The sequence below is a fragment of the Pseudoalteromonas tetraodonis genome (genome assembly GCF_002310835.1).
Taxonomy (GTDB): Bacteria; Pseudomonadota; Gammaproteobacteria; order Enterobacterales; family Alteromonadaceae; genus Pseudoalteromonas; species Pseudoalteromonas tetraodonis.
Map to the genome: position 1 here is coordinate 3,073,456 of NZ_CP011041.1, position 25,161 is coordinate 3,098,616.

At 41.2% G+C, this 25,161-nt stretch carries 23 protein-coding genes and 1 tRNA gene; 5 read left to right on the plus strand and 19 right to left on the minus strand.

Features of this window, described 5'->3' with window-relative positions:
- Positions 1-15: 15 nt before the first annotated feature.
- Together PTET_RS14325 and PTET_RS14330 are read left to right on the plus strand one after the other, a co-directional pair.
- Positions 16-1,578 (plus strand): S41 family peptidase, encoded by a 1,563-nt coding sequence (locus PTET_RS14325; RefSeq protein WP_096038813.1) that lies wholly within the window; start codon positions 16-18, stop codon positions 1,576-1,578.
- 3 nt (positions 1,579-1,581) lie between these two features.
- A complete protein-coding gene (locus PTET_RS14330) occupies positions 1,582-1,962 on the plus strand; it encodes a hypothetical protein (protein WP_013466013.1) in 381 nt (126 codons plus the stop codon).
- Between the two features lie 51 nt (positions 1,963-2,013).
- Here the strand turns inward: PTET_RS14330 and PTET_RS14335 are convergent, their stop codons facing one another.
- From PTET_RS14335 to PTET_RS14350, 4 genes are all read right to left on the minus strand, one after another.
- Positions 2,014-3,189 (minus strand): mandelate racemase/muconate lactonizing enzyme family protein, encoded by a 1,176-nt coding sequence (locus PTET_RS14335; RefSeq protein WP_010391702.1) that lies wholly within the window; start codon positions 3,187-3,189, stop codon positions 2,014-2,016.
- A 27-nt stretch (positions 3,190-3,216) separates the two neighbouring features.
- Positions 3,217-3,984 (minus strand): class II aldolase/adducin family protein, encoded by a 768-nt coding sequence (locus tag PTET_RS14340; RefSeq protein ID WP_033103740.1) that lies wholly within the window; start codon positions 3,982-3,984, stop codon positions 3,217-3,219.
- Between the two features lie 134 nt (positions 3,985-4,118).
- Positions 4,119-4,442: a c-type cytochrome gene (locus PTET_RS14345; protein ID WP_096038814.1), complete on the minus strand. Its 324-nt coding sequence runs from the start codon at positions 4,440-4,442 to the stop codon at positions 4,119-4,121.
- Positions 4,443-4,613: 171 nt separating this feature from the next.
- The gene (locus PTET_RS14350; RefSeq protein ID WP_010391699.1) at positions 4,614-5,153 is read right to left on the minus strand and encodes a DUF2058 domain-containing protein; all 540 of its coding nucleotides are present in this window, start codon (positions 5,151-5,153) and stop codon (positions 4,614-4,616) included.
- A gap of 194 nt (positions 5,154-5,347) precedes the next feature.
- Here PTET_RS14350 and PTET_RS14355 point away from each other — a divergent pair, with 194 nt between their 5' ends.
- Positions 5,348-6,496, plus strand: coding sequence for an MFS transporter (locus tag PTET_RS14355; RefSeq protein ID WP_010391697.1), 1,149 nt, complete (start codon positions 5,348-5,350; stop codon positions 6,494-6,496).
- On the opposite strand, the gene PTET_RS14360 is transcribed toward PTET_RS14355, so the two are convergent.
- Positions 6,463-6,963 carry a prolyl-tRNA synthetase associated domain-containing protein gene (locus PTET_RS14360; protein ID WP_013466016.1) on the minus strand — a complete coding sequence of 167 codons (501 nt, stop codon included), beginning with the start codon at positions 6,961-6,963 and terminating at the stop codon, positions 6,463-6,465. The two genes, PTET_RS14355 and PTET_RS14360, sit on opposite strands and share 34 nt — an antisense overlap.
- Before the next feature lies 1 nt (position 6,964).
- Positions 6,965-7,351 carry a hypothetical protein gene (locus PTET_RS14365; RefSeq protein ID WP_013466017.1) on the minus strand — a complete coding sequence of 129 codons (387 nt, stop codon included), beginning with the start codon at positions 7,349-7,351 and terminating at the stop codon, positions 6,965-6,967.
- Between the two features lie 165 nt (positions 7,352-7,516).
- On the opposite strand from PTET_RS14365, the gene PTET_RS14370 reads away from it, so the two are divergent.
- A tRNA-Ala gene (locus PTET_RS14370) sits at positions 7,517-7,592 on the plus strand.
- A 179-nt stretch (positions 7,593-7,771) separates the two neighbouring features.
- On the opposite strand, the gene PTET_RS14375 is transcribed toward PTET_RS14370, so the two are convergent.
- A complete protein-coding gene (locus tag PTET_RS14375; RefSeq protein ID WP_013466018.1) occupies positions 7,772-9,019 on the minus strand; it encodes a glutamate-5-semialdehyde dehydrogenase in 1,248 nt (415 codons plus the stop codon).
- Positions 9,016-10,122: a glutamate 5-kinase gene (proB, locus tag PTET_RS14380; protein WP_013466019.1), complete on the minus strand. Its 1,107-nt coding sequence runs from the start codon at positions 10,120-10,122 to the stop codon at positions 9,016-9,018. Before proB ends, PTET_RS14375 begins: the two co-directional genes overlap by 4 nt.
- An 862-nt stretch (positions 10,123-10,984) precedes the next feature.
- Here proB and PTET_RS14385 point away from each other — a divergent pair.
- Positions 10,985-12,844 carry a cation:proton antiporter gene (locus PTET_RS14385; protein ID WP_013466020.1) on the plus strand — a complete coding sequence of 620 codons (1,860 nt, stop codon included), beginning with the start codon at positions 10,985-10,987 and terminating at the stop codon, positions 12,842-12,844.
- Between the two features lie 133 nt (positions 12,845-12,977).
- Here the strand turns inward: PTET_RS14385 and PTET_RS14390 are convergent, their stop codons facing one another.
- The 11 genes from PTET_RS14390 to accC form a co-directional block, all read right to left on the minus strand.
- On the minus strand, positions 12,978-13,616 hold the full coding sequence (locus PTET_RS14390; RefSeq protein ID WP_013466021.1) for a tetratricopeptide repeat protein: 639 nt from the start codon (positions 13,614-13,616) through the stop codon (positions 12,978-12,980).
- Between the two features lie 124 nt (positions 13,617-13,740).
- Positions 13,741-15,054: an adenylosuccinate synthase gene (locus PTET_RS14395; RefSeq protein ID WP_013466022.1), complete on the minus strand. Its 1,314-nt coding sequence runs from the start codon at positions 15,052-15,054 to the stop codon at positions 13,741-13,743.
- Positions 15,055-15,263: 209 nt separating this feature from the next.
- Positions 15,264-16,142: a protease modulator HflC gene (gene hflC / locus PTET_RS14400; RefSeq protein ID WP_013466023.1), complete on the minus strand. Its 879-nt coding sequence runs from the start codon at positions 16,140-16,142 to the stop codon at positions 15,264-15,266.
- Positions 16,143-16,147: 5 nt separating this feature from the next.
- On the minus strand, positions 16,148-17,317 hold the full coding sequence (gene hflK, locus PTET_RS14405; protein WP_013466024.1) for an FtsH protease activity modulator HflK: 1,170 nt from the start codon (positions 17,315-17,317) through the stop codon (positions 16,148-16,150).
- A 100-nt stretch (positions 17,318-17,417) separates the two neighbouring features.
- Positions 17,418-18,707 carry a ribosome rescue GTPase HflX gene (gene hflX, locus PTET_RS14410; protein ID WP_013466025.1) on the minus strand — a complete coding sequence of 430 codons (1,290 nt, stop codon included), beginning with the start codon at positions 18,705-18,707 and terminating at the stop codon, positions 17,418-17,420.
- 16 nt (positions 18,708-18,723) lie between these two features.
- Complete coding sequence (hfq, locus tag PTET_RS14415) at positions 18,724-18,987, minus strand: RNA chaperone Hfq (RefSeq protein ID WP_013466026.1); 264 nt, start codon at positions 18,985-18,987, stop codon at positions 18,724-18,726.
- A gap of 81 nt (positions 18,988-19,068) precedes the next feature.
- On the minus strand, positions 19,069-19,986 hold the full coding sequence (miaA, locus tag PTET_RS14420) for a tRNA (adenosine(37)-N6)-dimethylallyltransferase MiaA (protein WP_028835550.1): 918 nt from the start codon (positions 19,984-19,986) through the stop codon (positions 19,069-19,071).
- A gap of 10 nt (positions 19,987-19,996) precedes the next feature.
- The gene (gene mutL / locus PTET_RS14425) at positions 19,997-21,823 is read right to left on the minus strand and encodes a DNA mismatch repair endonuclease MutL (RefSeq protein ID WP_096038815.1); all 1,827 of its coding nucleotides are present in this window, start codon (positions 21,821-21,823) and stop codon (positions 19,997-19,999) included.
- Positions 21,824-21,852: 29 nt separating this feature from the next.
- Positions 21,853-23,196 carry an N-acetylmuramoyl-L-alanine amidase gene (locus PTET_RS14430; RefSeq protein ID WP_096038816.1) on the minus strand — a complete coding sequence of 448 codons (1,344 nt, stop codon included), beginning with the start codon at positions 23,194-23,196 and terminating at the stop codon, positions 21,853-21,855.
- A 28-nt stretch (positions 23,197-23,224) separates the two neighbouring features.
- Entirely contained in the window at positions 23,225-23,692 is a 468-nt protein-coding gene (gene tsaE / locus PTET_RS14435) for a tRNA (adenosine(37)-N6)-threonylcarbamoyltransferase complex ATPase subunit type 1 TsaE (RefSeq protein ID WP_013466030.1), read from the minus strand.
- A 126-nt stretch (positions 23,693-23,818) separates the two neighbouring features.
- Positions 23,819-25,159 (minus strand): acetyl-CoA carboxylase biotin carboxylase subunit, encoded by a 1,341-nt coding sequence (gene accC / locus PTET_RS14440; RefSeq protein WP_013466031.1) that lies wholly within the window; start codon positions 25,157-25,159, stop codon positions 23,819-23,821.
- Between the last annotated feature and the right edge of the window lie 2 nt (positions 25,160-25,161).

A 25,161-nucleotide genomic window follows, 5' to 3' on the forward strand; every position in this document is an offset into this window, starting at 1 on the left:
AAAACGAGCATGCGTATGGCCATTTTTAATTCATCTTCTCTCAAATACACATTACTCCCTTTTTCGCTAGCCGCTTTATTAACAGGTTGTGGCGGTGGAGGTAGCGACAATGCGACCAACCCAACAACAGACAATAGCGGCTGGACTTCTGGTGTATTTGCTAGCTCAGGGCAATTTAAAGGTCAATGCCAAGCAATTAATGAAAAAAACTGGCTACGCTCTTGGAGTAACGAAACCTACTTATGGTACGACGAAATTATTGATACTAATCCGGCATTAACGTCAGGCGTCATTGATTACTTTAATACTTTAAAAACGGAGCAACTGACTGAGTCGGGTGCGAAAAAAGATAACTTTCACTTTAGTTTGCCAACCGATGAGTGGCAAAGACAAAATCAATCAGGCCTAAGCTTTGGTTATGGCTTTAATATAAAAATAATCGCTGGTAGTGCGCCGCGCCAAGCAATTGTTAGCTATACCGAGCCAAATACCCCTGCTAGTAATCAAAATATTATTAGGGGCTTTGAGCTTTTAGAAGTTGATGGTGTTGATTTTATTAACACGACCTCATCAAGCGAGGTAGCTATTATTAACGCAGGTTTATTCCCAGAACAAACAGGTAAAGTTACCGAATTTGTATTTAGGGATATCAGCACTAATGAAAATCGCATTGTTACGCTCACATCTCAAAATATCGAGTCGCAACCAGTAATGAACGTACGTACTGATTTAGCAAACGGCGATGTGGGTTACTTTCAATTTAATAGCCACAACGCGATAGCCGAAACGCAGCTTTACAACGCCTTTAACCAACTCGCTGCCAGCAGCATTAAAGATTTAGTCATTGATGTGCGCTATAACGGCGGTGGTTTGTTACAAATGGCCAGCCAAGTAGGCTATATGGTGGCAGGTAGCAATACCCAAGGCAAAATATTTGAACGCACTATTTTTAACGATAAATACCCCAATACCAACCCTATCACAGGGCAAACACTGACCCCCATGCCCTTTACAAATCGTTTTGTCGGGTTTGAAAATAACCCTGCAATAGCTGCAGGCACTCCATTACCAACGTTAAATTTAGATCGGGTATTTGTACTCACCACCAGCAGTACCTGCTCAGCCAGTGAGGCTATAATTAACGGGCTGCGCGGAGCCGATGTTGAAATCATTCAGATAGGGGCTGGCACCTGTGGTAAACCGTATGGCTTTTACCCAACCGATAACTGCGACACTACTTATTTTACCATTCAATTTACTGGCGAAAATAACAAAGGTTTTGGTGAATATTCAGATGGCTTTGCACCGCAAAATACCATTGATAATGCGCGCCAGCCCGTACTTATTGCAGGCTGTGCTGTTGCCGATGACTTTAGCAAACGCTTAGGTGATGCAAGTGAAGGCTTACTTAATACCGCACTTAGTTATAGAGCAACCGGCAGTTGCCCAGCCCCAAGCTCAATAAATAGTGTTCTCGGTTTTGCGCCCACTATCGCCACCGATATGCCTGAAGTAAAAGACGCGCGAATTCAGACTGTACTTAAACAGAATATTATTCTTAGCGATAACATGAGATAAGCAATGAAGATTTTATTAGCAATAACTGCAATTTCGCTATTTTTAAGTGGTTGCTTAGCACAAAGCTCAGAGCCCACACCTAAATTGCAACATGCGTTACTAATTGAGCCTAATAGCGCTAAAGTAGCCGACGCAATTGCGCAGCTGCTGCATAGCTCGCAGGTTCAATTAGCAGACGATGTTTTTGTCACCTCAAGCACAGTTACCCTTGAGCAACTTAATCATAAAGATCCTCAGGGCAACCCTATTTTGGGCAAGCAACTTAATATGCCAGATCAATTTGAGCTCGTGACTAAGGGAGAGCGCTGTTTTGTTCGCCACCTTGATAGCAAAGCAACCATTGAACTAAAACAAGTACTTTGTAAAATAAACCCACAGCGATAAAAAAGCCGGTAAGTGACAACTCACTTACCGGCTATTTCTCAACAGAGTAAACTATTTTATTTCTACGCGTTGTGAGCGCATTACAATTTCATCGTTAAGCTCAATCCCAAGACCTGGTTCTTCAGATACTTCAAAAAAACCATTTTTAGGTTGTGGATCTTGTAAGCATAGCTCTCTATTCCACTTTTTAATCGCGTAAGTATGATGCTCGTGAATTAAAAAGTTAGGGATCGCTGTTTCTAAGTGCAATGATGCCGCCGTTGCAACCGGCCCTCCACATACGTGTGCCTGAATACGCACATCAAAAATATCAGCGTAATCACATACTTTTTTAGTTTCGGTAAAGCCACCACATAAGCCGATATCTGGCTGTAGTACATCAATACTTTGATCTTCTAAATAAGGACGTACACCCCAGCGGTTATACAAGCGCTCGCCGCCTGCAATAGGCACAGCCACTTTGTCAGCCACTTTGGCATGTAATGAATGGTTTAGGTAATTCACCGGCTCTTCAAAATACATACAGTCAAATTCTTCTGCAATTTCACCAATTTGAATTGCCGATGTCGCCCCTGGTAAGCTATGACATTCAAAAATAATATCTACTTCGTCACCCACGGCTTCACGAATAGCCTGCATACGAGCGCGGTATAGTTTCATTTCTGGACGAGAAATAATATTTGTGCGGTCGTAATAGGTGTTGCCGTCTTTATCGTATTGAATTGGATCGACCTTTACCGCATCGTAACCTTCCGCCACCGCTTTTAGTGCCGCTTCTGCATATTCTTGTGGCTGTACCAGCGCTTTAAATTCACTGTCCCAGTCAAACTGCAGCTGTGATGCATAAGTACGCAGCTTGTCGTTAACTTTACCGCCAAGCAACTGATAAACCGGTAAACCTAATGCTTTACCTTTTATATCCCAAAGTGCCGTATCAATCGCACTCATTGCTGCGTAAACCACCGGCCCACCGCCTAGACCCCAAAAACTTTCACGCAACATGCGCGACCATAGTTTTTCAGTTTGAAACGGGTCATGGCCAATTAAAAAGGCATCGGCCATTTCTTTGATCATCGCAGCAGCGGCACTGTGGCCTAAATCGTATGCAAGACCTGCTTCACCCACACCGCTAATACCTTCATCGGTATGAATTCGAACAAATACCGGCGTCCATGCAGGACGATCAGGGCAATGAATATCAAAGACTTCAACGCGATTTACTTTCATAAAAATTCCTTATTAACCTTCAGTGGGTTATTTTGCAAAACTAGGATCAAGACGATACGCTTTTCGTAACATGGCAGGCCATGCTAGCTGGCCCCCTGTACTGCCGCTGTGAACGACGTTCGCTTGGTTATAAATGTTATCAATAATAGCTTGAGGCACAGCAGTCGCTTCTTGCGCACTTGATTGAATGGCTAACTGTATTTCACAGGCACGCTGAAGGTCATAAAAGCGCATAAACGCATCGCCTACCGTCGGGCCTACTGTTAAACCGCCGTGGTTGACCAATAGCATATGATTGGTGGTGCCTAAATCTGTTTGCAGGCGTTTACGTTCATCGTCATTCACCGCTAAACCTTCATAGCCATGGTAAGACAGAGACGGCAATGAAAACATCGAATACTGACTTAGCGGTAACAGCCCTTCTTTTTGTGTTGCAACCGCAATGGTTTCTTTGGTGTGCAGGTGTATAACGCAATGAGCATCCTCACGTACTTCGTGAATGGCACTGTGAATAGTGAACCCTGCAGGGTTAATATTAAAGGGTGTATCGTCAATAATGCGGCCATTTAAATCTACTTTGACTAAGTTAGATGCAGTGATCTCATCAAACGTTAAGCCAAAGGCATTCACTAAATAATGATCAGTGCCCGGTAGGCGAGCAGAAAGGTGCGTATAAATTAAATCCCCCCAACGAAAATGGTCAACTAATCGATAACATGCGGCTAAATCAACACGTAGTTGCCACTCTTGTTCTGATACTTTATTTTTTAAATTGAGCTGGGGTAAATCAAACATAACAAGCCTTTTAAAACACAGCATAGCGCTAGTGATTGTAGATGTTTAGAAGTCTAAATGAGTATTAGCATGATGGCAATCACCAAATAAAAAAGCCACACATAGGTGTGGCTCTTTTTAATTAGCGTTAACGGTTATTGTACTTTTGATAGGTAATCGGCAATCGCTTCAAATTCTTCATCAGACACAGTCGCAACCATCGCTTTCATCGCCATAGACATACCGTTGTTACGAGCGCCTGACTTGATGTCTTTCATTTGCGCTACTAAATATTCTTTGTTTTGACCATTTAGTTTAGGGTACATCGCCATAATAGGTGCTTTACCTTCTGCACCATGACATGTTTGACAATTTTTAGCTGTGTAAAGTGCAGCGCCATCTGCAGCGGCTGCTGAAAATGAAAAACTTGCGGCTAAACCAATACCCGCGCCTAATAAAAGTGTTTTTATCTTGCTCATTGTATTTACTCTTCTTTTTACGGTTAAAAAAAACGGTTGTGATTATTGTAGTCAATAAATCTTTAAAAAGCATACGTCCTTGGTAAGGTTTGACGATCAATCAGAACAAATACGTGTATCCCTCATAAAACACATACTAGCTTGCTTTAACTGAGCAGATACTTAATAGGCTTACCAAATAAGATCGTCTGGCACTTCAAAATCAGCATACGGATCGTCTTCATCTTTGGCTTTATTTTCAGGCTCAACATGAAACACAATATACTTTTCATCCACCTCAGCCACTTTACGCGCAGGCTCATCTTCTAATACGTAAAACTGACCTTCTAACACACAAATAGCTAAACGCCCGCCCGAGAGCGCCTTTTGCGTTTGCTCATTCACATCAAGCCCTTTCACTTTATTTTCATAAGTGAAGTTAAAGGTACGCTCACCGCGAATTGACTCTTGATTATGATGCTCTAAAATTTGCTTAACACGGGCGACTTGCTCGCGCTGCTTTAATTCTTCTTGGCGCGCTTTATTGAGCTCTTCAGCTTTTTGCTGCTGCTCCAACTTAGTTTGCTGAATATGCTTTTGTAAATCGTTCGGGTTGCTCGTCGCTCCCTTCTTTTGCTTTTTCTGTTGCTTGCGCTTTTCTGATTTAGCAACTTTAGCTTTATGTGATGTTGTTAAACCAGCTTGGAGCAATTGCTCTTGTAGTGACCCCATGGCGTGTTCCCACTAAAAACGAATATTAATGCTATTTTAATCACCAACGAGCGTAAATAACAGCGCTATTGGTATTAATCTAACAAACTACTGAAAACAAAGCATGATTTAGCGCAATAAAGGTTAATTTATGAAAACCCTAGCAGTTTTGTATATAATGCAGCTCAACTAATAAGCAATGTATATGGCAGTTAATGCGCTTACCTCACCTACTCATCTGTTCAGTTTTCATTTTTTTTGTTTTATACGCACCACAGCCATTATTAAGTTTATTTGCTACTGAATTTAATGTTGCTCCTGCTGTTGCAGGCAGCTTAATGACGGCCACTATGTTGCCTTTAGCTATTGCCCCTTTGGTGTATGGACTGTTTTTAGCTAAGCGAAACCCTTTATTGATATTACGCTTCGCTATGTTGTTACTGGGTGTGGGTTGTATCTTATTTATTTATGCCCCGAGTTTTGAATTACTTCTACTGGTAAGGTTTTTACAAGGACTGACTTTACCTGCCGCATTGACTGCCATGACCAGCTTTATTGGTATGAGCTATCAAGCCGATACATTACAAAAAAATATGACGCTATATATAGGTAGTACGATTGTCGGTGGTTATTTTGGTCGTGTATTGGCTGCGCTCTTTAGCGATGTTTGGTCGTGGCAGAGTTTTTATTACCTAATAGCAGCCATGCTGATTATTCTAGCGTTAAGTATTCCCCATAAACGTTTTAATCTCGTTAAATCAACCGAGGTTTTATCACCATTAGATTATATAAAACAACTTAAAGAGGGCTCTGCACTTAAGCTCTATGGTGCCATTTTTTGTATGTTTTTTTGCTTTGCAGCATTATTAAACTACTTGCCTTTTATTTTAAAAAATACCTTTTTAATTAATAACACGCGCGACATTGGCTTTGTTTATAGTGGCTATTTGGTGGGTGCTTTGGCTTCTATTTTCACTCCTTGGCTATTAAAAAAAATGACTTCAGCCTGGCGATTGTTGGCCGCGGTATTCGTGTTTTATAACCTCAGTATTGTGTTATTAATGAGTCATTCACTGTTGTTGTTTTTAATTGCATTCACACTCTTTTGCGGCGCTATGTTTGTGATTCATTCCACAGCGGCACCACTGGTTAATAAAATCAGTCACGCACCGCCAAGCGTTACCAACGGGTGCTATGTATCATTTTATTACAGCGGCGGCGCACTGGGCTCGTTATTACCAGGGGTGGTTTATCAAACTCATGGACAAACGGCGTTTATGGCAACATTACTCGCTGTATGTTTGTGTGGACTGGGGCTTATTTTGTGGGCTCAACGCGATGGCAAAAACATCACCCGCGGCTGATGCTCAGTAAAGTCAAAAAAACGCAGTAAATCAGGCTTAGTTAATAACCATGTTTGGGTATTTTCAAACGGGTGGCAATGAAATAAATCGCCAAACCAAATATCTTGATCAAGCCAAAGCGTTACATCACGCTGTTTGTCGTTCATTAAGCTGAGCATTGACACGCAACCCGGTGCAACCTTTAAGTACTTAGCCAAGCGCTCATTAGAGGCAAAGCCTAAGCGCGATAGCCCTTGCTGTTTGGCAAGTGACTTTAAATCCAACTGTTTATCATGCGCGGTGATCACTAAAAAATGACGCTTACCTTCATTGTCTCGCAAAAATAGGTTTTTTAAACGTGTTCCTGGGCGATTTACCATCAGTTCATCGGCATCTAAACTGCCATGTAGCGCTGGATGTTCTATTACGTCATATTCTATATTTAGTTGGGTTAACACTGCCGCTAGTTTTTGTTTATCCGCTAACATATTACAAACAACGCCCTCTTAATTGCACACTTAAATCACGCCATAGTACTTCGTTTATTTCATGCTTATCTGCACAATAGTTACGCTGTGCTAGTTCTTTATTAAGAAACTCTACCGCTTGATCTTCTAATTGTAATTTTAAAACACTCGACTCTTCAAAATGCTCTTGCTCAGCAAAACGCTGAACATCACTGCGGGTTAGTTTTTTATTAATATTAATTTGCTCACGACTTTTAGCCTTTACAGAAACCACATAAGCAAAAAGCTTGTTACCTTGCTCATCAAGGGTGTCATAAAATTGTTTATTATTAATTTCGTAGGGCGGTTCATCTACTGAACTGGCACAACCAAAAAGGAAAATCATGAAAACTAACGCGTATTTTTTCATTATGTATTGTCGTTTTAGTAAATATTGAGCTCGAGTTTAACAAAAATTAGTTAAAACGGAAAAATTTGTGAAAAAATACTTGACCAAAATCGTAAAAATATTTAAAGTTCACCCCGCTTGAGACTCAGCACTTAAGCATTTACATTGTATGTAAATTAGGAATGTGGGGCTATAGCTCAGCTGGGAGAGCGCCTGCCTTGCACGCAGGAGGTCAGCAGTTCGATCCTGCTTAGCTCCACCACTTTCCTACTCTCTCCCCTAAGTAATATCCTTATTTTTATATTCTAAATAAATTTCTCTGTTGATAATTTTTGCCCTGTTTTAATCTTTATGTTTGCTTAGTTGTTTGATTTTGCTAAATCGAGATCAAAAATGCCGAGCAAAAGCCCGGCATTTTTATCGTTTATTAGGTTGGGTAAGTTATTCGCGAACTTGACCAACACCATTAACTAAATATTTCTCAGTTGTTAGTGACTCAAGCCCCATTGGACCATAAGCATGCAACTTAGTCGTTGCAATACCAATCTCGGCGCCTAAACCTAGTTGTGAGCCATCAGAGAAACGTGATGACGCATTAACCATAACAACCGATGCATCCACACTACGTTGGAATAACTCTGCCGCAGCATCGTTTTTAGTACAGATAACTTCGGTATGATTTGAGCCAAATTGAGCAATGTGCTCAACGGCTGCATCAAAGCTTGGCACTATACGAATAGCAATTTCTAAATCTAAATATTCTTCACCAAATTCGTTATCTGCAAGCACAGTGGCATTATCAAAATACTCAGCCGCTTTGGCATCGGCATTTATTTTTACGCCTTCTTGGCGAAGCACTACCGCGCACAGGTTTAAAAACTCATCAGCAACATCTTGGTGTACTACTAACCCTTCTAAGGCATTACATACGCCAGTACGTTGAGTTTTACCGTTAAGTAGTAGATTAAGTGCCACTTCTAAGTCTGCATCTTTATCTACGTATAAATGACACACGCCTTTAAAGTGCTGAATAACAGGAATTGTACTGTTTTCTGTTACATAGTTAATAAGCCCTTCACCGCCCCGTGGGATAATTAAATCAATACTGTCGCGTTGCTGCATTAATTCCATTAGTAAAGCACGGTCAGGATCTGGAATAACTGAAATTAGCGCCGTTGGCAAACCATGTTTAGTAAGCACGCTGTGCATTACACTAGCAATGGCTTGTGAGCTTTTAAGCGCTTCTTTACCACCGCGCAAAATAACACCATTACCCGACTTAAAGCACAATGCACCCGCGTCAGCCGTTACATTAGGTCGTGCTTCGTAAATCATACATACCACGCCCAGTGGTACACGCATTTTTCGAATTTTAATGCCATTTGGACGTTCAGTGATATCACGTAACTGGCCAACCGGATCATCAAGTGAAACAATCACTTCGATACCTTCAGCCATCGCTTCAATGCGCTCATCATTCAATGTTAAACGGTCTATCATTGACGCTGCTAAATTATTGTCACGCGCAGCGCTTAGGTCACTTTCGTTTTCTTTGATTATAAATTCTTTTTGATCTCTTAATGCCGCTGCCATATCGGTTAACACGTTGTTTTTAGTCTCGGTATTGAGTAAAGCAAGTGTATGTGCAGCTTTTGCTGCTTGGCGTGATATATCCGTAATTAAACTCATGACTTCTCCAATAATGCGATATCTTTTTCTGAAATAATTGGTCCAATTGAATCCTGCATTTTTTCGCTGAATTCACTCTGCTCGTTGTCTGCAATAAAGTTTAACAAGCAGCTACTGTAATTTGCTGTGGCTTTAGCTAAACGCGTACCATCTTCACTGCGAACTAAGATAGTATCGCCCACAGCAAACTCGCCATGTACTTCCTTGATCTCATCGCCTCGTAAACAGCCGTCTTCGCCTTCTAGTGAATCATCAAATGACCCATCGACAACCACTTCACCTTGTTCATTTGCGGTATGTGTCATCCAGTGAATAGAGTCTTGCATTGGTTTTTCATAAGGCAAGAACACACTACCTGGATTTTCGCCCGCTAATAAACGAGTAAAGGTTTCTTCTTTAAAGCCGTTAATAATATACGTTGCAATACCATGTGATGTGGCTTTTTCTGCCGCTTCAATCTTGGTTTTCATACCACCGGTGCCTACTGCACTGGTAGCACATCCTGCCATAGCATAAATAGAATCATCAATTGATTTTATTTCAGGCAATAATACGGCATCGTCATGCAAATTTGGGTTTTTGTCGTACAGCCCATCTACATCTGAAAAAATCATTAATGCGTCAGCGTCAGCGGCAGCTGCCACCATAGCTGATAAGTTATCGTTATCACCCACTTTTAAATCATCTGTTGTCACCGCATCATTTTCATTAATGATAGGTAGCACGCCGTGTTCTAACAAGGTAAATACAGTTTCACGAATACTTTGATAGCGCTCACGGTCACGTAGGTCACCATGAGTTAATAGTAGCTGCGCCGAAGGAAAATCAAAGAAACGATCCCACATGGCCATCATTTCTGTTTGCCCTGCTGCTGCCATGGCTTTTTTCATAACAACTGAGCGCGGCTTCTCTGATGGAAATAAATGCGAGCCTGCCGCTACAGAGCCTGATGACACTAAAATAACCTCTATACCACGTGCGCGACAGTGAACGATAAACTGTGCGATGGTTAACAAGTAGCGTGAACGACAGCCATCTTGATCGGGTGCAATTAAGGCACTGCCCACTTTAAGTACGATACGTCGCCAATTTAACTTTTGCATAAATGCTCAACTTTCCATTTTATTTGTATTCATCACACTGATGAATGAAACCAGGTCGCTATGTTTAAAACATAACGTCGAATTTGTTTATCATTGCCCACACTTTTTTTACACACGCGTACACCGTCTCTAAAACCATTGTTTTAAATTGAGATGCAAAAAATAAATAGTATTAACCCAATAAAATTGGATTGTACTAACTAAAAAAATATAAAGTGTTGTTTATGTATCGCTGTAAAAAGCTGTGTGCGGCTTTTTTATTAACAACATACATAGAGCCTCTTAAGTCTGGTACACCAACAGATAGGGTGATGACTTAAGGACCGAGATTTAACCGCCACGATGGGGATTAAATATTGAAAGGTAATAATTCAACTCAAACTTTAATTTATATGCGTTAAGCAAATAAACACCTTGAGCAAAACTATACCAAAGAGTTCGGTAAATGATATTTTATGTTCGAACATTATAAAACATCGCTGAAACAATCACTAAGAGAGTTAAGATGTTTATATCTAACACGTTTACTTACTTAAACAACAAACTTTATTAGATAACTAATTATTCGAACACGAAGTATAATACGTTAAAATAGCCGCTTAGATCAAGGCTAAAATTAAAGCTAAATAGGTGATAACAGACAAGGCATGCACATTTTGCAATAGATATCATAAAGTTAGACTACTATAAATGGTAATTATAGAGACTATAACTTTGATAACACTCTCACAAAAGACGTTAACACTAAATAAATAAACATTATTTATTAGCTAAATTTAATTTACACGTGTATACCCACTGTATTACTGGTTGGTAACCGTTATACTTTTAAACATTATTAAAATTAAGGAGTTTTTACTCTATGTCAGCAATTTATATAGCCGGTATTGCACTGTGTTCAGTGTTAGCCCAATGGGTCGCTTGGGCGTTTAGAGTACCCGCTATTCTGTTTTTATTGCTTACAGGGCTTTTATTAGGGCCATTTAGTGGCGTATTAGACCCTGATGCATTATTAGGTGATTTACTTTTTCCTGTGGTCTCTTTGAGTGTCGCTGTGATTTTATTTGAAGGGTCCTTAACTTTACATTTTCGAGAACTTAAAGGGATCAGTAAAGTCGTCAGAAACCTCTGCTCTATTGGTATGCTTACAACTTGTATTGTTATTAGTTTTAGCGCCTATTGGTTACTCGAGTTAAATTGGCGAGTTGCTGCAGTACTTGGCGCAGTGCTTGTTGTTACGGGGCCAACCGTTATTGCTCCATTACTTAACTCGATGCGACCTACCCAGGATATCGATCGTATTTTACGCTGGGAAGGCATAGTAATAGACCCCATTGGCGCTTTATTTGCAGTACTAGTGTTTGAAGCCGTAATGCTGGTTGGTCAGGGTGAAGTACTTAGCCATACTATCGTTGCACTGGTTAAAACCGTTGGCGTTGGTTTAAGCATTGGTGTGGTTTCGGGTTGGATCACGACGCAACTAATGCGCCGAGAATGGCTGCCATTTGAGCTACATAAGTTTGGTATTTTAGCGTTAGTGTTAATTAGCTTTTCTATTTCAAACCACATAAGCCATGAGTCAGGCTTACTGGCTGTGACGGTGTTTGGCATTTGGTTAGCTAATCAAGATGACTTGGAAATAGATTCGGTACTCGAGTTTAAAGAAGATTTGTCGATGATTTTAATCTCGACTTTATTTATTTTATTGGCCGCAAGACTACAACTCTCTGATTTAATGATGCTCGACAGCGACGTATTTATATTTTTAGCTATTGTGCTATTTATTGCGCGCCCATTGTGTATTGCTATTTCAACCTTTGGTACAGACTTACCGATGAAATCACGCCTAGTACTTGCTTGGATTGCACCTCGCGGTATTGTTGCAGCAGCCGTTGGTTCAGTATTTGCGCTGAGTATGATGGAAGCGGGAGTAGCCGATGCCGAAAAAATGGTGCCACTCATATTTACTGTTATTATTGTTACTGTGGTACTGCAAAGCTTAACGGCTATCCCTGTTGCGAAACTACTTGGAGTGCGTCAACCATCCCCTAATACTATTTTAATCATTGGTGCAAACCATGTATCGCGTGCAATTGCACGTGGCTTAAAAGAGCAAAATATTCCTGTTCATCTATCAGATCCTGCTTGGGAGAACTGTAGAATGGCGCGCATGGATGGCCTTCCTTGTTATTACGGTAACCCGCAATCGGAGCATGCTGAACGTTATTTACCTTTAACCACGATTCGCAGTGTTTTAGCGCTTTCACCTAATCGCCACCACAACGCATTAGGGGTGCAGTACTTCTCTCATTTATTAAATGAAAAAAATGTATTTTCACTACGTTCCTCTTCATCACATGCTAAAGCAAATAAAGACAGTGCGACGTTTTTATCACGACAAATTCTGTTTGGTGAAAACGGCGCATATGCACGCTTAAGCAGTGTTATTGCCAAAGGCGGTAAAGTGAGTGCAACACGTATATCTGAAGAGTTTAGCTGGCAGCAGTATTTAGAAATGAATCCTGAAGCGATCCCACTGTTTATTCTCAAAGGGGATAAAGACAGTGATGAAGACGCACCAGTGAAAATGAGGCCTTTTACCAGTGATATGGAAAAGCCACCACAAGAGGGTGAACGAGTAGTTGCATTGCAACCGCCTAAAATATCGCTATTAAAAGATCCGGCCAATAACAAAGCCAAAGACAATAAAAAAGATGAGTAATAACTAAAAAGCGAGAGTGCTAAAAAAAGCACTCTCACTTTTTTATTTACAAACCTAAACTCTGATTAAGAGATTTACTAACATATTAAATCATAGTCATAATTAGGTTTATTTTCTCTAGCTAGAGTTTAGGTTACATAGGTAAGCGCGCGCGGGTAACGACACTAGCTGGCATTTTTTCAGCAAGTTTAGTTAATGCTCGCTCTATTTTTTTATGTGTCGCTTTATCGGCTACCGTGGTGTTAAACAGCCAACGATAAGCATCTTCAAAGTCTCTTGGACTACCATAGCCTTGATTAAACAAGCCCACTAATCGTAATTGCGCTTTTAAGTTACCTTGCGCTGAGGCCTCACGGAGGTAGGTTATTGCCATGGCTTTGTCTTTTTGGACTAACTGCCCAACATCGTAATAGCGACCTAGCTGCTCTAATGCTGCCGCTAAGCCCTGCTCAGCCGCTTTTTTCATGTAATACACACCTAAAGCTACATCACGCTCAACACACACCTTGTAGGCGAGCATATCACCGTATAAAAATTGATACGACGGCAATGCCATTTTATTGGCTCGCGCTTCTATATCTTGCACTAACTGGCAATTATCTGCCTTCACGCGGGCTAGATGAGTGTTCTCATTAATTAAAGCTATTAACTCAGATTCAGTATACAGCGGCACAGCTGCAGGGCTTTCTTCAGCTAAGCTATTGCTTATATTAAATAAAGAAAGTGTAAGTAGTGATAATGACCACACTGAGCAACGAGAAGATAAACGCATATTAACCACTTTAAAAATAAACTTACCAAATAATATACAAAGATCGTTCCACTATTAATAGGTATGCTTTTTTATAGACATAAAAAAAGCTGCACATGGCAGCTTCTTTTCAACATAAACCCAATTATGCAAATGGGCTACGAAGTATCATGGTTTCAACACGATCTGGACCTGTAGAGATAATATCAACAGGGACGCCCGTGATTTCTTCAATACGTTTAATGTAATCAATTGCTGCTTTAGGTAAACCTTCAATCGATGTTACACCCACGGTATTTTCAGACCAACCAGGCATTTCTTCGTATACTGGTGTTACTTTATCGTAACCTTCAGCCGCTAATGGCGTAACGTTAGTCACAGTACCATCTTCAAGCTTATAACCAGTACAGATTTTAAGTGTTTCTAAACCGTCTAAAACGTCAAGTTTAGTTAAACAAAATCCTGAAATGCTGTTAATTTGAACTGCACGGCGCATAGCCACTGCATCTAACCAGCCAGTACGACGTAAACGACCAGTAGTAGCACCAAACTCATGACCTTTGTCACCTAAATGCTTACCTACTGGGTCTTGTTTTTCAAGGCCATCGTAAAGCTCTGTAGGAAAAGGACCTGAACCTACACGTGTTGTGTACGCTTTAATGATACCTAGTACATAATCAAGGTGTAATGGGCCAAAACCCGCACCTGTAGCAACGCCACCAGCAGTAGTGTTTGAAGATGTAACATAAGGGTAAGTACCGTGATCGATATCAAGTAATGTACCTTGTGCACCTTCAAATAAGATGTTGTCACCGGCGTTACGCGTTTGATCTAAAAGCTCAGTTACATCAACTACCATTGCTTTTAAGATGTCAGCAACAGCCATTGCGTCATCAAACGTTTTTTGAAAATCTACTGCATCTACTTTGTAGTAGTTCACTAATGTGAAGTTGTGGTATTCCAATACTTCTTTTAACTTAGTAGCAAATAATTCAGGATTGAATAAATCGCCAACACGTAAACCACGACGTGCTACTTTATCTTCATACGCTGGACCGATACCACGACCCGTTGTACCGATTGGTTTATCGCCACGCGCTGTTTCGCGAGCTACATCTAATGCAACATGGAAAGGCAATATTAGCGGACATGCTTCACTGATTAAAAGACGTTCGCGTACTGGTACGCCACGCTCTTCAAGCATGCCAATTTCTTTCATTAGCGCTTCTGGTGATAAAACAACACCATTACCAATCACACATTTAACATTGTCACGTAATACACCCGATGGAATAAGGTGTAGAACTGTCTTTTCACCGTCGATCACTAAGGTATGGCCAGCGTTATGACCACCTTGATAACGAACTACTAAAGATGCTTTATCTGTAAGGAGGTCAACTACCTTACCCTTACCTTCGTCACCCCATTGGGTGCCTAGTACAACAACGTTTTTACCCATTGCAAATTCACTTAGAGAAAATTAGGACGAGATTTTACCAGAAAACTAAAGCAAAGTTCACCCCGTTTAGCTTATTTTTTCCTCGTGCCCTTAGTAAACATCAGTGTTTAGCTAATAATCACATAAATAACAGTGATTTATAAGATTAAAATTCAGATAACAAAAAGCCCTGCAATTGCAGGGCTTTTTAAATTTAACTAAAGCTGTGATTACTGAGCTTTCGCGCCTTTCATGTATTGGAAGAAGTCGCTATCCGGTGATAACACCATCACGTCTTGCTTTCCTTTGAAAGTTTGCTTGTAAGCTTCTAAAGAGCGAACAAAGCTAAAGAACTCAGGGTCTTTATTATAAGCACTAGCGTAAATCGCAGCAGCATCAGCATCGCCTTGACCACGAACAGAACGCGCATTACGTTCTGCATCAGCAAGCATTACTGTTACTCGGCGGTCAACACCTGCACGAATCGTCTCTGCTTTTTCCTGACCTTCAGAACGGTGCTCTTTAGCAACGGCAGTACGCTCAGCACGCATACGTTGGTAAATAGAGCTACTCACCTCTTGAGGTAAGTTAATTTGCTTAACACGTACATCAAGTACTTCAATACCCAGCTCACTAGCACTTTCAGAGGCTTGTACTAACGCTTCTTCCATCAGCTCGCTACGTTCACCCGATACAATTTCACGAATAGTACGAGTACCAAAGTTAGTACGTAGGCCATTATTTACTTTTTGCTTAAGCAGTGTTTCAGCGTATTGCTTATCACCACGTGCACGCAGGTAAAAAGAGCTAAAGTCGTTAACACGCCATTTTACAAACGAATCAACAATTAAGTCTTTTTTCTCGCTAGTTACAAAGCGATCCGGTGTGCCATCTAGCGTTTGAATACGCGCATCAATGCGGCGCACTTGGCTAAAAAATGGCACTTTTAGATGTAGACCTGGACCATAAACTACCGCTTGATCATCGCTGTCTTTTTGTACTTTACTAAATAAAAGTACAATCGCCTTTTGGCCTTCAGAAACCACAAATACTGACGAGAAACACATTACAATGGCAGCTAATAGGATTACTAAACTAAAGTTTTTCATTATGCTTATCTCCCGTCGTTGAAGCGATCATTGTTAAAGCGATCATTACCACTATTAACAGTGCTGTTACGTGACGTATTTACCTTGTTACGTAAATCGTTAATATCGCTTGAGCTAGGTAAAGCAACGCGTGTTGATGAACCCTGTTTTTCCATGATTTTATCAAGTGGTAAATACATCATGTTGTTACCGCCCTTAACGTCAACCAATATTTTAGAGCTATTACCTAATACTTCTTGCATTGCGTCTATGTATAAACGCTCGCGTGTTACTTCTTTAGCTGCTTGGTATTCTGGAAGTAATTTCTCAAAACGAGCCACTTCACCTTGCGCTTCTAAAGTAATACGCTCTTGGTAACCTTCAGCCTCTTGCGTCATACGCGTTACTTGACCACGCGCACGCGGTTCAATTTCACGGGCATACGCTTCGGCTTCACGAATAAAGCGTTGTTCATCCTCTTGGGCTGCAATTGCATCATCAAACGCATCTTTAACTTCCATTGGCGGACGTGAATCCTTGAAGTTAACGTCAGTTACGATTAAACCTAAGTTATAAGGTTCGATGATTTGATTTAGCTCATCCCAGGTATTTTGACGCACAACTTCACGGCCGTTAGTCAGTACTTGGTCCATTTTTGAATGACCAACAACATAACGCAGTGCACTATCTAATGCTTCTTCAAGGCTGCTGTCAGCGTTAGTGACACTAAACTTGTATAAGTATGGGTCGATTACTCGATACTGTACTTCAAACTCAACGCTTACTACGTTTTCATCTTCAGTTAGCATAAAGCCTGATGCTGATAACGAACGAACAGCTTCGATATCGACTGGAATAACCGTCTCAACAAAGGTCATTTTCCAACGCAAGCCTGGATCTGCAATTCGGTCAAACTTACCAAATTGAAGAACGACACCGCGTTCAGCTTCTTTCACCGTATAAATACCGCTTAACGCCCACACAATGGCAGCGATAATAAGTACAAATGAAATACCGGCTCCGCCAAGTCCACCGCCGCTACCATTGCCGGATTTTTTACCGCCAAATAAGCCGTTAAACTTGTTACTGAATTTACGGAACACCTCGTCTAAATCAGGTGGGCCTTGATCACGTCCGCCTTTGTTATTCCACGGATCTTTGTCATTGCCATTATTACCCGGTTCATTCCAGGCCATAGCTATACTCCATTGTTATCTAAATAAATTCGGAAATTGTGTTAAATCTAACAAATCTTATGCATTTCTTATACTAAAACCGACATTAATCTTTCAGTTTTTAGTCGCAGCTAATAAAACTTTCAATCTCTGGGCCAAAATCTTTAATCAAACGATTCCACTCAATCATAGGTAATCGCACATCTAGCAACCAATTACCTTGCTCATCAAAACGTTCGTTATGTACTGCACTTAAGTTAAATAAAGATGCTCTTAAACGTCCATACTGAGGAGCCAGTATTAAAGTTTCACTCAACATCTTTTTAGCTAGTAGGTCACTAATAGCCTCACTTAGCAGCTCGCAACCTTCACCTGTTTTTGCTGATAACCATACCCTTATAGGTTGGCCTTCGTCATCGCGATCAATACGTGGGGTTACATCATCCAGCGCATCAATTTTGTTGTATACAAGTAATTGCGGTACATCATCAGCTTCAATTTCTTTGAGTACTTCTTGTACCTGTTCAATATTTTCTTTTCGACGAGGGTCGGCTACATCTATCACGTGTAATTGTAAATCAGCCTCTCGCGTTTCTGTCAGCGTTGCTTTAAATGCAGCCACTAAGTCATGCGGTAAGTGGCGAATAAACCCTACAGTATCCGCTAAAATAACCGAACCAACATCGCCAATATCTAATTTGCGTAAGGTTGGGTCTAGTGTTGCAAACAACTGATCAGCGGCATACACATCAGAATTTGTAATACGGTTAAATAAGGTTGATTTACCCGCATTAGTATAGCCCACTAAAGAAACCGTTGGGATCTCATTACGAGTACGTGCTCGTCTACCTTGCTCACGTTGTACGCCAACTTTAGCCAAACGGGCGCGTATATTTTTAATACGTGCACGTAATAAACGTCGATCGGTTTCTAACTGCGTTTCACCAGGACCACGTAAACCAATACCGCCTTTTTGGCGTTCAAGGTGGGTCCAACCTCGGATTAAACGAGTCGACATATGACGAAGCTGCGCTAACTCAACTTGAAGTTTACCTTCGTGAGTACGTGCGCGCTGAGCAAAAATATCGAGGATAAGTGTGGTTCTATCAAGCACCCGACATTGGCAAACACGCTCTAAATTACGTTCTTGAGACGGACTTAACTGATGGTTAAAAATGACAACATCGGCATTGTGGATTTTGACAATTTCAGCTATTTCTTCTGCTTTGCCGGTACCGACAAATAGCTTCGGATGTGGTGCTTGACGGCTGCCTTGCACAACCGCCAAACTACTAACACCAGCAGAAGATACCAACATTTCTAATTCGTGGAGATCTTCACGATCCCCCTCTTTAGGTAAGTCGATATGGACTAAAATTGCCTGTTCGCCAGATTCATAGCGGTCAAACAAGCATTACGCTCCTAATTTAAAAGTTTCCAGCTTCAGGTTCTTCAGTGTCTTCATTTCCCTGAACACCTTGGAAGTTGACTGCGCGTGCAGGTACAACTGTAGAAATTGCATGTTTATACACCATTTGGTTAACAGTGTTTTCCAGCAAAATTACAAATTGGTCAAATGACTGAATTTTACCTTGTAATTTTATGCCATTTACCAAAAAAATTGATACTGGAATGCGCTCACGGCGTAGTGCATTTAAAAATGGGTCTTGTAACGATTGGCCTTTTGCCATGTTATTATTCCTTCGTTCTAGGTGTTATTATAATTAAGTGGCTGAACTGATTTAACAAAGATAAATTTTGTTCAACTACTACTAGCTTAGCGAACTTACTACACGATGCAAGTTTTCTTCATCACCTGTTGTTAACCATGTAACATCAGGCCAGCTTCTTAACCACGTTAATTGACGTTTAGCCAATTGACGTGTGGCTGCAATGCCGCGAAAAATCATTTCATCATGATCAATTTCACCCGCAAGGTAATCCCACATCTGTCTATAACCTACACAACGAATAGAAGGCATATTGGGATGTAAATCCTCACGTAGATATAGGGTCGAAACTTCTTTTTCAAACCCCTGTTCAATCATTATTTTAAACCTTTCTTCAATTCGATGATGTAATTCACTGCGATCATCGGGTGCAATTGCAAATTGATGAAAAGTATAGGGTAATGCTGGCTGCTTTTGCTTTTGCAATTCAGTCATCGTTTTACCTGTTATACGGTAAACTTCCAAAGCACGATTAATTCGCTGCGAATCATTTTCACTCATCTTTTGTGCGGCTTGCGGATCAACTTTAACCAGCTCTTTGTATAAATAAGGCCAGCCATGCTCTTTAGCTTGTGTTTCTAGTTCGGCTCTAACGTTTGCATCGGCCTCAGGTAATGGCGACAACCCATCAATTAGCGCTTTGAAGTACATCATTGTACCTCCAACCAATACAGGCACTTTACCTTGTTGATGAAATTTATCAATTTTTTCTATAGCATCACGTCTAAAATCAGCAACCGAATACGTTTCACTCGGATCAAGTAAGTCAATTAAATGATGTGGGGCACGAGCTAATTCGTCGGCATCAGGCTTAGCCGTACCAATATCCATACCTTTATAAACAAGCGCAGAATCAACGCTAATAATCTCAGTATTTAAATACTCACACAGTGAAATTGCCAATGCTGTTTTACCAGCAGCGGTTGGGCCCATTAAAAATATGACCGGTAAATTACTCAACACGAATACCTTAATTAAATTGCGTTAGATAAGAGTTTAGATCTATTTTAACTGCTTTTTCTCGCAAGCGTTCAATTGTTTGCGGATTATTTTGTAAGCGCGCTTGCTGCTCTAAAAAGGCATTGCTCGCATAGAACCGTGCGGGAATTATATTTACCTGCCATTGTAGCCATTCATCAATACTTGCTAACTGAGCCTTACATCCCTCAAGCAATGCATCTATTGCAGCACTTACATCTAATAAGTACAGACTTGTAGGCAGCTTCTTTACCATAACAAACTGCTTTTCTATTAATAACTCAAAACCTAGTAAGGTAAACCAAGACTGCTGAGCAGCAAGAAGCGCCGTGTCTTGTTTTGATACGTTAACACGCACTGGCAATAGGAGTGCTTTACCTTCAAGGCTGCCGTGCTCTTTTATTTGTGTATGCCAATCATCCGCTAATGCGTATTTAAAGTGTGAACAATAAAGTTGATTTTCATCATTGAACACGCAAACGCCCTGTTCAATGCTTATTATATCGACAGTACGCAGTGCTGTATCTGATACTTGCGTCTCATTAGATTGTAGAAATGCTGCCGCAGTATCAAAGTGCTGCGCTTGTTGCTCATTCACGCCCTGATAAAACGCATTCACATCATGGTAATTTTGGCTTTCAATACGCACCTGTCTACCCGCACCTTGACGACTGCCACTATAAGAGGCATTACTTGTAGATGGCGAATGACTTGGTTGTAATGACGACTTAGGATAATCAAAAAGTTCACTATTGGTCGTGTGTTCTTGGTTAAACGATGTAACCGGTGATTGATGCGTGTGAGCGGCTGGCGAATTAACAAACTCAGCTTGAAGTGGCACCACAACTTGTTTGATAGCTTGTAAAATAAAGTCATGTACCAAACGACCTTGATGAAAACGTACCTCATGCTTTGCCGGGTGCACGTTAACATCCACTTGGCGTGGGTCTATATCAATGTAAATCACAAATCCGGGAAGTTCTTGCTCGCCACTGACCTCTTCAAATGCTTGACGAATAGCATGCAGAATAAGTTTGTCGCGCATCATACGATTATTGACATAGGTATACTGAGTAGTATTAGCCGATCCAACTGGCAATACCCAACCGTGTAGTTGCAACCCAGCCTCACCCGATTGAATATGCAACCCTTGCTCAGCAAACGCTTTACCCGCCACTTGTGCGACTCGCGTAATCGCTTGAGCGGGATCAGTTTTAGCGCGATACTGGCGCACCACTTTTTCATTATGGGTTAATGTAATTGATACATCAAAACGGCTCAGCGCAATACGCTTAATAAGCTCATCAATATGACTAAATTCGGTTTTTTCAGTGCGTAAAAACTTACGTCTCGCTGGGGTGTTAAAAAATAAATCTTTAACTTCAATTGTGGTACCGCTAGGGTGAGCAACCGGCTTTACCTCTACGGCCATATCTCGGCCTTGTGCAAAGGCTTGCCACGCAGCTTCTTGATTTTCGGGTTTAGAGCTTAAGGTTAAGCGAGATACCGAACTAATAGATGCTAAGGCTTCCCCCCTAAAACCAAGAGAACAAATATTTTCTAGGTCGTCTAGGGACTTTAGTTTACTGGTTGCATGGCGAGAGAGCGCTAATGTGAGCTCACCCTTTGCAATACCCGCTCCATTGTCGCGAATACGAATTAACTTGTGGCCCCCGCGTTCAATATCTATTTGAATACGTGTCGCGCCTGCATCAAGGCTGTTTTCTACTAACTCTTTAACCACCGATGCGGGACGCTCAACAACTTCACCCGCCGCAATTTGGTTTGCTAAGCGCGCAGGTAATATTTCAATACTCATAACAACCTTAAATGTGTGCGCTTTTAAAATTAACTCTGAGGAATATCAAGTTCCTGACCAATAAATAGCGTATTTGAACTGAGCTTATTAACTTGTTTTATTTTACTGATACTCACGCCATATCGACCTGCCAACATGCTCAGTGACTCACCAGGGCGTACTTTATGTTTTGTTGGGTATTGAGACTTTAATGACGCAAACAGTGAGTCGTCAGGCGGGTTACGTAAATAGTAATTTTTAATTGAGGTAAACATGGCTTTAGCTAAGCGCTCTTGATGATTGGCACTTTTAAGCAGTCGCTCTTCACGTGGATTAGAGATAAACCCAGTTTCAACCAAAATAGACGGAATATCTGGCGACTTTAATACTGCAAGGCTGGCATGTTGCGGCTCTTTTTTATGAAGTTTAGCCACCTTTCGTAGCTCTTTAACTACTTCCTCAGCCACATTTAAGCCGGTTTTCATGGAGTGATCCATCGACATATCAAGCAAGGCTTGAGCTAAGTACTTTTCATTTGCAGCATCTTTAATTACATCGGCAGCACCGCCAAGTAACTCAGAGTGTTTTTCTTTATCCTCAATCCATTTACCAATTTCTGAATTGGCACGTCGCAGCGACAACACCCATACAGAAGCACCATTTGGCCCAGGGCTGGTAAACGCATCTGCATGAATAGAAACAAAAAAGTCTGCTTTTTTCTGACGTGCGCGGTTGGTACGTGTATTGAGTTTTACAAAGTAATCGCCACTGCGAACCATACGCGAAATCATGCCTCGCTCAGCATCAATCATCCGCTCTAAACGCTTAGCAATTTGCAGTGTAATGTCTTTTTCGTAAGTGCCTGATGGGCCAATGGAGCCAGGGTCTTCACCGCCATGCCCTGCATCAATAGCAATTACAATATCGCGTTCTTGGCTTAATTGGCGTTTTTTAGCCGCCGTTTGCGCAGGGGTAATTGCACCTTTAGCTTGGCTTTTATCGTATAAATCGACCACCAATCTATTTTTATAAGGGCCTGTGGGGGCTAGTGCAAATATAACCGGTTTAACTGGCCCATTTAATTCAAACACTAAACGCACGCTGTGTTTATTTTTAGGTTTTGAGTAACGTAACTTACTAACAATTTGGTGTTTTGGTGGCACACCTGGCAATGTTTTCAACTCATCAGTGTTTTCTAAATCAACCACTAAACGGCTTGGATTTTTTAGCATAAAGTAGCTGAAATCGGGTTTATCGTCGAGATCAAACACCACCCGGGTGCTATCAGGGGATGGCCAGACACGCACACTATTAATAGTGTTTTTCGCCCACAATGGCAAGCTCACTGTAAAAACCATGAGGTAAATAAAAAGTTTAACTAAACCACGACTCATTTTGATAATCACTGCCTTAACTATTTTATTATCTATTATTTAGTTTTTCGACAATTGCTACACCACGCTCACTAGCACTGTTAATAACAATTTTACGCTCATCACCTACATAACTTAGCGTAGCATTTAGATCGGGAACAGGAATAAATTCTCCGCCTTTTTCCGGCCACTCAACAATACAAGTTGCCGTTTCTGAAAAATAATCACGAATTCCCATAAATTCAAGCTCTTCTGGGTCACCTAATCGGTATAAATCAAAATGATAGACATTGCCACGCACAAGCTCGTAAGGTTCAACAAGTGTATAAGTGGGACTTTTAACCTTACCTGTATGACCAAAACCTTGCACTATACCGCGAGTAAATGTCGTTTTACCGGCCCCCAAATCACCATGCAAATAAATAACTGCGCCCTGTTCTATTATGGCAGCTAATTTATTACCCATAGCAACAGTGGCATTTTCATCGACTAAATGAAAATCAAAACTACACGACATGATTACCTCAAAATTTACGAAAAGCGCATATTTGTTAATCATACCAGATTATTTATTTAAGGTGATACTGCCTCTTTTTTAAAGATAAAAAAACCGGCCTGAGCCGGTTTTTAATTAGCATGAACTTTACAGCCCTAATTTCTTCTCAAGGTAGTGGATATTTGTACCACCGTTTTTGAAGTTTTCATCTGCAAGAATGCGTTTATGCAATGGCGTATTCGTTTTAATACCGTCGATTACCAGCTCATTGAGTGCATTACGAGCACGGGCAATAGCAACATCACGGTTTTCACCGTAAGTGATCAGCTTACCAATCATAGAATCGTAATGTGGCGGTACCGTATAATCAGCATAAATATGGCTGTCCCAACGAATACCTAAACCACCAGCTGGATGAAAGCGGGTGATTTTACCTGGCGATGGAATAAAGGTTTCAGGGTCTTCAGCATTAATACGACACTCAATAGCGTGGCCACGAATAACAACGTCGTCTTGAGTGAATGATAATGGCTGACCAGCGGCAATTTTTAGCTGCTCTTTGATTAAATCCACACCGGTAACCATTTCAGTCACTGGGTGTTCAACCTGAATACGGGTATTCATTTCAATGAAGTAAAACTCGCCGTTTTCGTATAAAAACTCAAACGTACCTGCACCACGATAACCAATTTCGATACACGCACGTGTACAACGCTCACCAATGAACTTACGTACTTCTGCAGTAATCCCTGGTGCTGGCGCCTCTTCCACTACTTTTTGGTGGCGACGTTGCATTGAACAATCACGCTCACCTAGATGAACCGCGTTACCTTGACCATCGGCCAATACTTGCACTTCAATGTGGCGTGGGTTTTCAAGGAATTTTTCCATGTAAACCATGCTGTTGCCAAAGAACTGCTTAGCTTCTTGCTGCGTAAGTGCAATCGAGTTGATTAACTCAGCCTCGTTGCGTACAACACGCATACCACGACCACCGCCGCCGCCAGCTGCTTTAATAATTACCGGGTAACCAATACGCTTAGCAATTTGCATGTTGCGTTCTTTATCATCCGATACCGGACCATCAGAACCTGGCACACATGGAACACCGGCTTTACGCATCGCTTCGATAGCTGATACTTTGTCGCCCATTAGGCGAATAGTGTCGCCACGAGGACCAATAAATACAAAGCCACTTTGCTCAACTTGGTCGGCAAAGTCGGCATTTTCAGCAAGAAAACCATAACCTGGGTGAATAGCGACCGCATCAGTTATTTCAGCTGCGGCAATAATGCGTGGAATGTCTAAGTAACTTTCAGTTGCTGCTGGTTTACCAATACAGATGGTTTCATCTGCTAGTAATACGTGCTTAAGATCGCGATCCGCCGTTGAATGCACAGCAACCGTTTTGATCCCAAGCTCTTTGCAGGCGCGCAATATACGAAGTGCAATTTCACCTCGGTTTGCAATGACTACTTTATCTAACATGA

Bases quoted from the DNA above. Each gene is read 5' to 3' on its own strand.
- PTET_RS14430 (WP_096038816.1), bottom strand. From the start codon at position 23,196: ATGAGTCGTGGTTTAGTTAAACTTTTTATTTACCTCATGGTTTTTACA.
- PTET_RS14335 (WP_010391702.1), bottom strand. From the start codon at position 3,189: ATGAAAGTAAATCGCGTTGAAGTCTTTGATATTCATTGCCCTGATCGT.
- PTET_RS14375 (WP_013466018.1), bottom strand. From the start codon at position 9,019: ATGAGTTTAATTACGGATATATCACGCCAAGCAGCAAAAGCTGCACAT.
- PTET_RS14325 (WP_096038813.1), top strand. From the start codon at position 16: ATGGCCATTTTTAATTCATCTTCTCTCAAATACACATTACTCCCTTTT.
- PTET_RS14360 (WP_013466016.1), bottom strand. From the start codon at position 6,963: ATGTTAGCGGATAAACAAAAACTAGCGGCAGTGTTAACCCAACTAAAT.
- hflC (WP_013466023.1), bottom strand. From the start codon at position 16,142: ATGAAAAACTTTAGTTTAGTAATCCTATTAGCTGCCATTGTAATGTGT.
- proB (WP_013466019.1), bottom strand. From the start codon at position 10,122: ATGCAAAAGTTAAATTGGCGACGTATCGTACTTAAAGTGGGCAGTGCC.
- PTET_RS14395 (WP_013466022.1), bottom strand. From the start codon at position 15,054: ATGGGTAAAAACGTTGTTGTACTAGGCACCCAATGGGGTGACGAAGGT.
- PTET_RS14365 (WP_013466017.1), bottom strand. From the start codon at position 7,351: ATGAAAAAATACGCGTTAGTTTTCATGATTTTCCTTTTTGGTTGTGCC.
- accC (WP_013466031.1), bottom strand. From the start codon at position 25,159: ATGTTAGATAAAGTAGTCATTGCAAACCGAGGTGAAATTGCACTTCGT.
- PTET_RS14390 (WP_013466021.1), bottom strand. From the start codon at position 13,616: ATGCGTTTATCTTCTCGTTGCTCAGTGTGGTCATTATCACTACTTACA.
- hflK (WP_013466024.1), bottom strand. From the start codon at position 17,317: ATGGCCTGGAATGAACCGGGTAATAATGGCAATGACAAAGATCCGTGG.
- PTET_RS14385 (WP_013466020.1), top strand. From the start codon at position 10,985: ATGTCAGCAATTTATATAGCCGGTATTGCACTGTGTTCAGTGTTAGCC.
- mutL (WP_096038815.1), bottom strand. From the start codon at position 21,823: ATGAGTATTGAAATATTACCTGCGCGCTTAGCAAACCAAATTGCGGCG.
- PTET_RS14350 (WP_010391699.1), bottom strand. From the start codon at position 5,153: ATGGGGTCACTACAAGAGCAATTGCTCCAAGCTGGTTTAACAACATCA.
- tsaE (WP_013466030.1), bottom strand. From the start codon at position 23,692: ATGTCGTGTAGTTTTGATTTTCATTTAGTCGATGAAAATGCCACTGTT.
- hfq (WP_013466026.1), bottom strand. From the start codon at position 18,987: ATGGCAAAAGGCCAATCGTTACAAGACCCATTTTTAAATGCACTACGC.
- PTET_RS14355 (WP_010391697.1), top strand. From the start codon at position 5,348: ATGCGCTTACCTCACCTACTCATCTGTTCAGTTTTCATTTTTTTTGTT.
- PTET_RS14330 (WP_013466013.1), top strand. From the start codon at position 1,582: ATGAAGATTTTATTAGCAATAACTGCAATTTCGCTATTTTTAAGTGGT.
- PTET_RS14340 (WP_033103740.1), bottom strand. From the start codon at position 3,984: ATGTTTGATTTACCCCAGCTCAATTTAAAAAATAAAGTATCAGAACAA.
- PTET_RS14345 (WP_096038814.1), bottom strand. From the start codon at position 4,442: ATGAGCAAGATAAAAACACTTTTATTAGGCGCGGGTATTGGTTTAGCC.